Source organism: Rhodoglobus sp., assembly GCF_053580035.1.
The window spans coordinates 309,053-320,513 of sequence record NZ_JBMDVL010000002.1 but is presented as its reverse complement, the minus strand read 5'-3'; the positions used below and the strand labels follow the sequence as shown (position 1 = coordinate 320,513).

The window sequence follows — 11,461 nt, the reverse complement described above, 5'->3', positions numbered from 1 at the left end:
TAAAATAGCCACACCCTTCGGGGTGTGGCTATTTTGCGTTAACCACCCAACAACACCGCTACAGAACAAACCGTGAGTTTGGCGATGATGCTTTCTGCACGCGCAACTCAGGACTACATTCATCGTGTGGTTCACGACGAACCTCAGCGTCAACATTCTTCAGACCGGAGGCGCATCGTGGGTGTCACAGATCAAGGGTCATTCGCTCAAGAAGCGGTTGCCGAAAACTATCGCCGCTACCTTCAGCCCTACCTTTTCGATCCTTGGGCCCAGCGACTCGTGAACTCAGTCAGGCTTGAGCCGGGACAGACAGTACTCGATGTTGCCGCCGGCACCGGTGCTGTAGCCCATGCCGCGGCATCCGTCGTCGGGAAAACGGGGAGAGTCATCGCCTCCGACATCAGCAGCCCGATGCTGGCCGAACTGACCCAGCTGGAATCGAGCGCATCACCCGCTGCAATCGAGACCCTCACGTGTTCGGCGACAGCAATCGAACTGCCCGACGCATCCGTAGATGTGGTGTTCTGCCATCAAGGTCTGCCCTTCATGCCCGACCGAGTGGCCGTCGCGCAGGAGATGCTCCGCGTATTGCGACCAGGGGGAGTCGTCGCCGTCGCAGTCTGGGCGCTCGAAGCTCCGCTCTACCCGTTCGACAGGTACGCAGAGTTCATGAGAGACCGCATGCCAGATTCGCCCTTCGCGCGAACGATGGCGAGTGGAGCCCTCTCGATGACCCGCGACTCCGTGGCGTCAGCGCTTAGTGGCGGAGGCTTCATCGACGTTAGTGCGGGTGAGGAGCAGCTGACGGTCCGCTGGCCGAGTCCCGCTGCTGAAGCCCGTGGGATCAGCGGGACACCATTCGCCGCCGAGCTTGCTGCGCTAGCGCCGGATGTACGAGACAAGTTTCTATCTGACCTCGCATTGTGGCTTGCCGATCAGAATGGAGCTGCCGTTTCGTACCTCACCACAGCTGTGTTCGGCCACGGAACCGCGCCCTGATCACCGGTCACTCAACGCGAGTAAGTCAGGCGCGGCCGATTACTGCGCCGAACCAGTACCCGCACGGCATACAGCTTCGCGGCGTACCGTGAGGCGTGGATGCACTAGCGGCCCTCCCGCGAACTTTCTCGCCTCAGAGCACGCCTGCAGCATCCGACAACTGCCAGGAGGCGACCATGCAGGTCATCGTCAACACCGATAACAACATCACCCTCAGCGAAGACACCATTGCATCAATCACGTCAGAGCTCGAATCCAAGCTCGCACACTTCAGCGCTCATCTCACGCGGCTGGAAGTTCATCTGAGTGACGAAAGTGCCGGTCGCAGCACAGGCGACGACATCCGGTGCCAGCTTGAGGCCCGCCCCGAAAACCGTACGCCCGAGCTCGCGAGCGACAACGCCTCAACAGTCGACTCCGCACTCAACGGCGCCACCCGCAAGATGCAGCACGTGCTCGAGACGACGTTTGGACGCGCTGACCAGCACAAGGGTGCCAGCTCCATGGGCGGCGTGGAGCCCCTCTAAGTCAGAAGCTGTCGGACTCCGAGGAACACGAGGGTTGCGCGTCTACGGAAGTCGTCGGAGAAGTTTCCGCGGCATCTGCAACGAGCATTAAGGTGCTGTAACCAGAGAACGCAACACGCCCGGCGTGCTTCGCAACCCGCCCTGAGTATCAACCGTGATGACATCCACATCCCAGCGGTCAGTTACGTCATCGAGCGCATCTTCTCCGCCGGCCACAATCGTTGTCGCCAGAACGTCTGCCGTCACGATGTCATTGGCGATGACACTCACCTGTACGAATACTGCTGGCTCAGCGCTGCCGCCACGCCAAATGTGGTCACCACGCTGAGCGCTACCCGAGGTCGCAATTGCCCGCCGCGGATGCCTCAACTCAAGCGAACAGAGGAGTTGCGTCGGCGAGTGGGGATCCGCAATACCCGCACGCGACGAGTGCGAGAGTGCGGCAGCGGCGGCCGGAGCTCGGATCCCGGCACGCAGAACACCCGGTGGCAGTTGCCCGGCCGGAGCAGGGACCTCGGTGGCTACGCCGGTGGCGGAGACGAGGATGTCGCCACCGACGTTGATGCTCCACTCCGGGCATCCGACTGACGTCAGGTAGGCACCGGCTTGCTCAATTGCTTCGGCCTTGACGATTCCATTGAGATCGATCGTGCCGTCGGGACGGTTCGGGCTGAAGTTGCCTCCAGTGGCCGTGCGCCACTCGAGCGCGCGGGCATAGCTGGCCAGGAGGACGCTGCTGGCAGCAGGCAGAGCGAGTCGACCATCCGCGATCATGCTCAATTCAGAGTCGGGGCGATAGAGGCTGAAACGGTCATCGATCGCGCGAAAGATGCGCTCTAGCTCGGCAACCTCGGAGGCCCAGGCGCTCGGAAGTTCGGTGGAGGCAACCGTGCCCATCGTCTCAAACACGTGCCGCATCAGGCGCCTGCTTGGTCGAGGGCGGACTGCACGGACGCGAGATAGGCCTGGGTCGTGTAGGTGGCGCCGCTCACGTTCGACACCTGAGCGGACTGTGAAGAGAGCACTTCATTGCGCAGGATCGGCGCCGCACGGTTGCTGATCTGAACGGAACGACCATCCGCATCCGTCAGCCGAAGGGCAGTCACATCGCTGATGCTGCCCGAGGCTATGGTTACCGAAACCTGCACATTTCCAAAGCGCGTGCGGATAGTCGACCCGGTGTAGGAGCCGTCGGCCGGTCCCGAAGCCGCTGGGGTGTCCGTTGTTGTGCCGGTGGATGGCGCAGTCGTGCTGGTGCTGCCGGTGCTGCCGGAACCTGAGGACGCGGCGCCGTTGTTGCTTGCCGAATCGATCGGCAACGAGACGGACGTGCCGTCGCTTGTAGTGACGCTAACGCCTGCTTGGTAGCCGACGATGAGCACGCTTGCCGAGGCAAGGATGCTGCCCAGAATTGCTCGAGTTCTCACCAGTCAAACCTTTCTGCATGAATTTGGTGGGGGCGGAGCCCGGCGGCTCGCACATCTTCTTCGACGAGGTCGAGCCACGGTGTCGGTCCACAGAGGTAAACATCGGAGTCAGCCAGATCAGGAAAAGTCGAGGTGAGCGTGACGCCGCGGTCGACGTCGGCCGCCGACATCCAACTTGATGTGTAGCGCGGGCGGTGCCCGATCATCGTGTAGCAGTCGGCGCCCTTTGCTGCAGCGATAGCTCGAATCTCATCCCAGTGGTACGTCTCTTCTGGTGTGCTTGCCCGCAACAGGATTGTGGCGTCGCCCGGAGCGAAACTGGCCTGCTCAAGAAGGGCGCGCACCGGTGTCACCCCAATACCGGCAGCGATTATTGCGAGCTTGGGGGAGGTTCGTGCGGCCGCGGAGAAAAGTCCGTATGGTCCCTCAATGCTGACGTGAGTGCCGATAGGGAGAGCATTGAGCTGCGCGCTTCCGGCACCAAGATTGCGCACGGTAATGCGTGCTGAACGGTCCGTCGGCATCGCTGACAGTGAAATGGGGTGTGAGTGCCACCAGGTACGACCGGTCCAGAAACGCCAGATGAAAAATTGACCACCGGATGCTCCGAGCCCACGCAGCGCATTGCCTTCAAGCTGGATCGTGGTGACTCCGGGAGCAATCTCGGTGACGGCGGCCACGCGCATCCGATGTCTGAGGCTAGAAACTAGTGGCTCGATGAAGCGGAACGTTGCGATAGCGCCGATCGCGACAACATAGAGAGCAATCCAGTACACGCGTTGTGCGGTTCCCTCCGAGAGCACGCCTCCAACGCTGAGCTGGTGGGGGAGTGCGAAGGCGACAGAAACATAACTGAGCAGGTGGATGAGGTGCCAGCCCTCGTAACTGAAACGGCGCCTGACGGCGATGAGTGACGACACCACGACAGCGATAAGTAGGCCAAGGCCGATAAACGCGAGAGGCATGTCTGGCAGAGCCAGCATGGGCCCGATTTCGGCGATGGGGTTTGTCCCCGACGCCAGTCCGTAACCGATGAGGAGCAGCAGACCGTGCCCGAGCAACAGGTACAGCGCTGGTTTGCCGAGCGAACGATGGACGGCGATCGCCCTGTCGTGCCCGATGGTCGCATCGATGAGCGGGATCCGCGCCGCAAGCACGAGCATCACCAAAATGAAGTCTGTACCGATGAGCCCAGCGATGATGCCCACGCTGGTGATGATTTCGGCGAGTGAGCCGAATTGGTCAACGCCTCCCGATGCCAGAAAGAGTGCGGCAGCGGCAGCACCCGAAGCCCACAGCGCCATCACGAGCAGATCGGAACGACGAGCTCGGCGTGCAAACGTGCGGCGGTAGTCGGCGGCAGCAGCGTTAGCCAACGGCTGGGCTGAGTCGCGTCGAGCGCGGGTGGGGGTGGTCATGTCACTACTGTGCTGCTGAAAGCTAGGGGTACGCCAAGAAATACGCCCCTATTGGATGAGCGAACTCACATCTTTGGCAGAGTGACAGTCACGCGTAACCCTGTTTCAGTGTTCTCCAGCGCCGCCGTACCGTGGGCCGCCACCGCAATGGCGTGCACGAGAGCGAGCCCGAGACCGCTGCCCCCGGTTGTTGCGGTGCGGGAGTTATCCGGACGGGAGAAGCGATCGAACGCGATCGGGATGAAGTTTTCGGGCATCCCGGGGCCAGTGTCGTGCACATCCAACAGCAGTTGCGTCGCATCCTGATGCAGCGTGGCAACAACTTCGCCACCCGTCGCGAGCGCCGCCAGCGCATTCGACAGCAGATTGTCGACGAGTCGCCCAAATGCTTGAGCACCCACCGCGTAGCTTGTGCTCTCGTCGCCAACGGCGACAGCAAACTCCACCCGCGCCGACTTGGACATGCCTACTAGGCGGGCCCGGTCAATGCTGCCCATGAACTCGTCTACCAGAACGTGGGCGGGGGTGTGCGCATCACTCGAGTCGGTTTCTAACCGGTTCAACTCGAGCAGGTTCGATGCCAGAGATGTCAGCCGATCGACGGATGCCTCAGCCGACGACACCTGGACGGCGAGGGCGGCCGCATTCCCAAAGTCGGCGTGCGCGAGCTCAAGCTGCGTTTTGAGTGCCGCCAGTGGAGTGCGCAACTCATGTGCCGCATCCGACACCATCTGCTTTTCGCGTTCGGTGGAGGCGCGGGTGCTGGCAAGGAACGCGTTGAGGGTTTCGGCGAGGGCAGAGAGTTCATCTCGGGCAGGCCCGACGGGGAGGGTTGCTTCGGAGTCAGCGCTGAACTCTTCGGCTTTGCGACGCATAAGATTCACGGGTCTGAGGGCGACGCTCGAGAGAATCCACGAGGCGAGAGCGAAGCCAGCAAGGAGAACGATGCCGGCGATCAGGAGCACGCGACTGAGGCCGTGGAGCGCGAGCTCGCTAGCGGCGGCGCTGCGTGCCGACCACACCGTCCACGTGCCAGCGGCTGTCGTGACACTATCGCCAGCGACGACAAAGGAGCGTTCTTCGTCGTCACGAAAGAGGAAGGTCTCCGTGACCGGTTCGCGGCGATCGACCGCTTTCTGCACGTCGCGTGGCAGGGTATTGACCTGCACGTCACCTGAGGGATCACGGACATAAATGAGTACGCCCGTTCCCGGATCATCCACATTCTCGTCGGGATTTGCGGTGATGTCGGCGACGAACGGAACGAGATCACTGGTGGCAAGACTGCGATCAGCGTCGGTCAGTATTTGCTCGACCGAGCCGCGCACGACGAGTAGTGCGAGCACCAAGAGCACCGCGACGGCGGCAACGCTGCCCAACGTGATGCGGGCACGGATGGAGAGAGAGGAAAACATCACTCCACCGCCGAAAGCGAATAGCCGATACCGCGCACGGTGCTGATGGTGAGTGCGGACGCGGTCGGTTCAAGTTTGCGGCGCAGATAGCTCACATACTGATCGACGACGTTTGCATCTATGTGGGCGGTCGTTCCCCACACCTCTTCCAAGATCGCGTTCCGTGTGAGCGGTTCGTCGTGATGCGAGGCGAACATCCAGAGCACGGCAAACTCTTTCGAACTCATCGGCAGCGCAGTTCCGGAAACTGTCGCGCGCACGGTCGCGGCGTCGAGCGTGAGGTTTCCGATTCGGAGCGTCGCTTTGCTTGCCGCCGAATCCCGGCGAACGAGAGCACGGATGCGGGCAGAGAATTCGGCGAAAGCGAACGGTTTCGTGAGGTAGTCATCCGCCCCAGAGTCGAGGCCTAGCACCCGGTCTTCGACAGCATCCCGGGCAGTGAGAAGGAGAACGGGCAGCGGATTGCCTTGCTTGCGCAGGTGGCGGCAGATTTCGAACCCGGTCATTTCGGGCAACATGACGTCGATGGCTGCGGCCGAAAACGTGTCTTGCGCAGTAGCAATGAGGGCGTCGACTCCGTTAGTGACGAGTGTCACTTCGTAACCGTCATCCTCAAGGCCCTGTTGAACGAGAGCACCCATGGCGGTGTCGTCCTCCACGACAAGGATCTTGGTCATACGGGCCAGACTACGCCTGTAAAACTGCGACTCCGTGCGGCGCGGTAACGTTGGGGCATATCATTATCGTCGCCGCTAACCCCGGTTTGGTCGATGCTCTTCGTCGTTGAAAGGCTGCCCTATGCCCTCAAGCTCACTCTCGCATCAGGAGGCGGCCCCGGCCACCTCAATGCCTCGACCGACTGTTGGAGATCCGCGACTTCCGCAGCTTCGTGAAGCTACCGGCTTCGTCGAGTACATGGAGACGGGGTGGGCAACTCCCGACCGCACCCCAGATACGGTCCCGGGAATTGCGGCGGCGACTGCCGCCCACCGCGCACGCGTGAGCCCAGCCTTTGCCGGCCGAACCATCGTGCTAGCTGGAGGCAAAGCCCCCGTTCGCGTCAACGACAACTACTACGGGTTTCGTCCAGACAGCAACTTTTTTTGGTTGAGCGGATGCTCGGCAGAAGACGCCGTCTTGGTGATGAGCCCGACCAGTGGCGGCCACGACGCAACCCTCTTCATTCCCGCACCGGCATATCCCGGAGAAGCAGACTTCTTTGCGGATGCCGCCCACGGAGAACTCTGGGTCGGCTCCGCTCCCGGAATGCCCGAATGGACCGCGGCTCTCGAAATTGAAACGAGACCCCTCTCTGAACTTGGGGCGGCGCTGTCTAGCGCGACCGACATCGCGCTCGGCGGTTCGCTGCTCGGCGCGAATCCACTGCTCCATGAGATCCCCGTCTCGCAAGACCTCGGCCGAGTACTCGCCGAGTTGCGGATGATCAAAGACGAGTGGGAGATTGCCGAGATTCGCGGCGCGGTAAACAAGACCATTGACGGCTTCGCGGCAGTTGCGCGAGAGATTCCGCAGGCGATCAAGTTTGGCGGAGAGCGCTGGCTTCAAGGCACCTTCGACCGCCATGCTCGCACTGTCGGAAACGGCACCGGGTACACCACCATCGTGGGAAGCGGAGCGAATGCTCCCGTGCTCCACTGGGTGCGTTGTGATGGGCCAGTGCTGCCCGGCGCCGCCGTGCTGCTCGATATGGGGGTTGAAGCTCGATCCCTCTACACCGCAGACATCACTCGAACGCTCCCGGCATCCGGAACCTTCTCGGCAGCCCAGCGTCAAGCGCACGACCTCGTGGAGAAAGCTCACCGAGCAGGTCTTGCCGCTGTCGGGCCTGGCAAACCGTTCAGCGGTTTTCACTCGGCGGCTCTCGAAGTGATCGCGACAGGTTTGCACGACTGGGGACTGCTCCCGGTTTCGGTTGACGAAGCTCTCAGCCCTCAGGGGCAGCATCACCGTCGCTACATTGTCTGTGGCATCGGACACCACCTCGGTCTCGACGTTCACGATTGCGCGAAGTCGAGCTATGACGCGTATCAGGGGGCTCCAATGGAGCCGGGAATGGTGATGGCGGTCGAACCGGGACTGTACTTCCACGCGTGGGACAACACGGTGCCGCCCGAACTGCGGGGCCTCGGCGTGCGAATTGAAGACAACGTTCTCGTCACGCCGACCGGATCAGAGGTGCTATCTGAAGCCCTCCCGATTACCGCAGACGGCATCGAGGAATGGATGCGCGCGCTCTAGCCTTCGCGTTCATTGCCGTAGCTACAACTGATCCGCACTATTTTCGCCAATCGTTTCACCGAAGTTCTCACAGACCAGCGACAATGGGTGTAGATCGCTCATTTTCTGAAAGGTGCATACATGGAAATCTTCGCCACCGGCGGACTCGTACTCCTCATCGGAATCGGGGTGGTCGTTCTTGTTGTACTTTTCTTGGTCATGTTGCTGATCGCGCGCGCCTGGTTCAAAGTCGCCCGCGCTGACGAGGCCCTCGTGGTTTCGGGCCGATCGCAGAAGGACGGCGCAGGCAACGACTCCGCTGTCACCGTGATCGTCAACGGCAAGGCTTTGGTCAACCCGATCACGCAGCGCCACGAAACGATTTCGCTTCGTTCGCGTCAGGTTTCGATGACCGCTGAGGCGCAGTCGGCAGACAACGTGACCCTCCAGGTTGAAGCCGTCGCCATCGTGAAAATTGGGTCTGATCCTGCCTTGGTTCGTCGCGCTGCCGAGCGTTTCGCGTCTCAGGATGCCGCGATCGAGCAGTTCACGACCGAACAGCTCGAGGGTGCCCTCCGTGGTGTTGTCGCAACCCTCTCGGTTGTTGAGCTGATGCGTGAGCGCAAGAAGTTCTCCGACCAGATCGCGACGGATGTTTCCACCGAGCTCTCTGAGCAGGGACTGATTCTTGACTCCTTCCAGATCAAGGGAATCGGCGACAAGGTCGGTTACATCCAGTCGCTCGGAACTCCGCAGATTGAGTCGAAGCGTCGCGAAGCTGAGTTGGCAACCGCGGACGCTAACCGCGAAATCTCCAAGCGCAACATCACTGTTGCCGAAGCAAACCTGATTGAGCAGACTGCGCTCGACAAGAACACGGCAGACTCCAAGGCCGAGGTTGGAAAGGCTAACGCTGAAGCCGAGCAGGCCGAAGCACTCGCTCGTGCCACGGCAGAGCAGGGTGTTCTTCAGCAGCGTGCCGAGAACCGCCAGGCAGAGCTCGACGCTGACGTGAAGCGCGTCGCCGACGCCAACCTGTACAAGGCTCAGAAGGATGCCGACTCCGACGCCTACCGTCTCGTCAAGGGTGCAGAAGCTCAGGCTCAGATCGCGGCCGTTGAAGCAGAAGCTGTGCGCGTTCGTGCCGCTGCCGATGCGGATGCCGTTCGCCTTTCTGGTGAAGCACGAGCAGCAAGCATTGAGGCAGAAGCAGCGGCTCTCGCTAAGCATCAAGATGCGCTCCTCGCGCAGCGTGCACTCGAGTCGCTTCCGCTCGTCATGGAACAGTGGGCCAAAGGTTACGGCCAGATCGGTTCCGTCACTGTCATCGGCGGCAACGGCTCAAGCGCGGCAGACACCATCGGAAACGAGAGTGCCATCGCGCTGCGCAGTTCATTTGAGTCGATCAAGGCGGCAACTGGCCTCGACCTCGCGTCGATCATCCAGGGCCGCGCAGTCGGTCAGGCTGTCGGTGAAGGCGCTCGCGGCAGTGCCGGCGGCAGCGCAAACGACAGCTCAAGTGACACGGCACTCGCGGCAAAGCTCGCAGAAGTAGCACTCAACGAGACCGCTGCACCCTCTGCACAGAGCAGCGATAGCTCGGAATAATCGCTAAACGGCGAAGGGCGGGCATCCACCAAGGATGTCCGCCCTTCAGCATGTTGCGGGGCTGGTGTTAGTTCTGAGGCTGGTACTAGTCGTCGTCGCTCACGAACTCTGAACCTTCTGGGTACACATCGAGCTGGGGCTTGCGAGCGAGGAAGATGATGCTCGCGATGAGGCCGCCCCACACGAGCACGGCGGCGACGATGAAAAAGGTGATGGCGATGCCGCTCATTTCTTGAGCTCCTTCAGTGCTTGGGCGCTAGGCCACGGGGTGAAGTCATCCGGATCGTGCTTCCAGCGCAGGGCGGTCATGGTGATGGAGCCGATGACAATCACAGCAATCGTTCCCCAACCGGCAACGGCGAGATACCAGAGCGGGTAGCCCTCGTAGCCTTCGGTCACGAGCACGATAATCCGCTGGATGAGCATGTAGAGGAGCACGACCGGGGCAAGAACTCCGACGAGAAGTTGCCAGACGCGGCCGACCTTGAACGTGGAGACGGCGCTGAGGTGCGCGGCAAGCTCTGGCCCCTTGCGGAACACCCAAATCACCAGAATGGTGGCCGCTATCGCTGCGCCAACGATGCCAACGTTGTTTGCCCACTGGTCGACAGTGTCAAGGGTGATAACGCCGGTTGTCGTCGAGAACAGCAGCACCGAAACTATGCCCAGCGCTGATCCGACCCGGAGTGAAGCTTGGCGGGCGGTAATCCCGAACTTGTCTTGGAAGGCGGAGGACACCACCTGAAGCACCGACAACAGCGAGGTGAAACCGGCCATCACAAGCGAACCAAAGAAGAGGATGCCGAAGAGCGGCCCGCCAGGCATTTGCGAGACAATCGCCGGGAAGGTGACGAAGGACAGGCTCACTCCGGTGATTCCTTCTAGCTCATCAACGCCAACCCCCTGCTGGAACGCGAAATAGCCGAGCGTCGCAAACACTCCGATGCCCGCGATGATCTCGAACGACGAGTTGGCGAACGCCACCACAAGCGCGGGCGCCGTGACGTTTGCTTTGCGACTGCGGTACGAGGAGTAGGTGATCATGATGCCGAAGGCGATTGACAGCGAGAAGAAGATTTGGCTGTACGCCGCGATCCAGACGCCCGGGTCGCTCAGAGCGGAGAAGTCTGGAGTGAAGAGAGCATCCAAACCGGTCATCGCGCCGTCGAGGAACAGGGCGCGAACGACGAGGATCAGGAAGGCCACTACAAGCAACGGCAAGAAGATCACGTTGGCGCGCTGAACGCCCTTGGCAATACCCGAGCCGAGCACGGCAAGAACCGCTATCCACACGAGCACGAGGGGGATGAGCACGGCGGGCACGAATTGCGAGCTGAAGCCGGGATCTGACGTCTGCAGGAACTCGCCGAAGAAGAATGCTTGAGTGTCATCACCCCAGCGCAGGTCGAAGCTGAACGTAAAGTAGCTGGCCGCCCACGCGACAACCGCCGCGTAGTAGACGGCGATGACGATGCAGATCCACACTTGGAACCAGCCAAGCGACTCAAGCCACTTGCCGGCCTTGCCTCCGAGACGACGAAACGCGGTCGGCGAAGAACCGCGAAAGCGGTGCCCGATCGCATAGTCGAGGAACAGAATCGGGATGCCGGCGGTGACGAGCGCGATCAGGTACGGAATCAGGAATGCCCCACCCCCGTTCTCGTAGGCAACACCCGGAAAGCGCCATATGTTGCCGAGACCGACGGCGGAGCCGACAGCCGAGAGAATGAAACCCCACTGGCCCGACCACTGCTCACGTGGTCGCGAGGCGACCGATCCGTGTTCTCCCGATTTTTGCTGCACCGACACAGTTGCTCCTCTGCGTAATG

General features: G+C 61.4%; 11 protein-coding genes. 4 read left to right on the top strand and 7 right to left on the bottom strand.

The annotated features are described in order from the left end of the window. The first annotated feature begins 84 nt into the window (after positions 1-84). Complete coding sequence (locus ACOH1Z_RS10865; RefSeq protein WP_449648506.1) at positions 85-999, top strand: class I SAM-dependent methyltransferase; 915 nt, start codon at positions 85-87, stop codon at positions 997-999. Positions 1,000-1,094: 95 nt separating this feature from the next. Beyond that, positions 1,095-1,526 (top strand): HPF/RaiA family ribosome-associated protein, encoded by a 432-nt coding sequence (locus ACOH1Z_RS10860; RefSeq protein WP_449648505.1) that lies wholly within the window; start codon positions 1,095-1,097, stop codon positions 1,524-1,526. An 87-nt stretch (positions 1,527-1,613) separates the two neighbouring features. On the opposite strand, the gene ACOH1Z_RS10855 is transcribed toward ACOH1Z_RS10860, so the two are convergent. The 5 genes from ACOH1Z_RS10855 to ACOH1Z_RS10835 form a co-directional block, all read right to left on the bottom strand. Next, on the bottom strand, positions 1,614-2,444 hold the full coding sequence (locus ACOH1Z_RS10855; RefSeq protein WP_449648504.1) for an FAD:protein FMN transferase: 831 nt from the start codon (positions 2,442-2,444) through the stop codon (positions 1,614-1,616). Next, entirely contained in the window at positions 2,444-2,953 is a 510-nt protein-coding gene (locus ACOH1Z_RS10850) for an FMN-binding protein (protein ID WP_449648503.1), read from the bottom strand. The genes ACOH1Z_RS10855 and ACOH1Z_RS10850 overlap by 1 nt, the downstream gene beginning before the upstream one ends. Further along, positions 2,950-4,371 carry a ferredoxin reductase family protein gene (locus ACOH1Z_RS10845; RefSeq protein WP_449648502.1) on the bottom strand — a complete coding sequence of 474 codons (1,422 nt, stop codon included), beginning with the start codon at positions 4,369-4,371 and terminating at the stop codon, positions 2,950-2,952. The genes ACOH1Z_RS10850 and ACOH1Z_RS10845 overlap by 4 nt, the downstream gene beginning before the upstream one ends. A gap of 65 nt (positions 4,372-4,436) precedes the next feature. Continuing rightward, entirely contained in the window at positions 4,437-5,786 is a 1,350-nt protein-coding gene (locus tag ACOH1Z_RS10840; protein WP_449648514.1) for a sensor histidine kinase, read from the bottom strand. After that, a complete protein-coding gene (locus ACOH1Z_RS10835) occupies positions 5,786-6,463 on the bottom strand; it encodes a response regulator transcription factor (protein ID WP_449648501.1) in 678 nt (225 codons plus the stop codon). The genes ACOH1Z_RS10840 and ACOH1Z_RS10835 overlap by 1 nt, the downstream gene beginning before the upstream one ends. A gap of 121 nt (positions 6,464-6,584) precedes the next feature. Here ACOH1Z_RS10835 and ACOH1Z_RS10830 point away from each other — a divergent pair, with 121 nt between their 5' ends. Both ACOH1Z_RS10830 and ACOH1Z_RS10825 read left to right on the top strand, forming a co-directional pair. Further along, the gene (locus ACOH1Z_RS10830; protein ID WP_449648500.1) at positions 6,585-8,045 is read left to right on the top strand and encodes an aminopeptidase P family protein; all 1,461 of its coding nucleotides are present in this window, start codon (positions 6,585-6,587) and stop codon (positions 8,043-8,045) included. Between the two features lie 120 nt (positions 8,046-8,165). Then, the gene (locus tag ACOH1Z_RS10825) at positions 8,166-9,632 is read left to right on the top strand and encodes an SPFH domain-containing protein (RefSeq protein ID WP_449648499.1); all 1,467 of its coding nucleotides are present in this window, start codon (positions 8,166-8,168) and stop codon (positions 9,630-9,632) included. A gap of 85 nt (positions 9,633-9,717) precedes the next feature. Here ACOH1Z_RS10825 and ACOH1Z_RS10820 read toward each other — a convergent pair whose 3' ends face one another. Next, positions 9,718-9,861, bottom strand: a complete 144-nt coding sequence (locus tag ACOH1Z_RS10820) for a MetS family NSS transporter small subunit (RefSeq protein ID WP_449648498.1) — start codon at positions 9,859-9,861, stop codon at positions 9,718-9,720. Continuing rightward, positions 9,858-11,441, bottom strand: coding sequence for a sodium-dependent transporter (locus ACOH1Z_RS10815; RefSeq protein ID WP_449648497.1), 1,584 nt, complete (start codon positions 11,439-11,441; stop codon positions 9,858-9,860). Before ACOH1Z_RS10815 ends, ACOH1Z_RS10820 begins: the two co-directional genes overlap by 4 nt. Between the last annotated feature and the right edge of the window lie 20 nt (positions 11,442-11,461).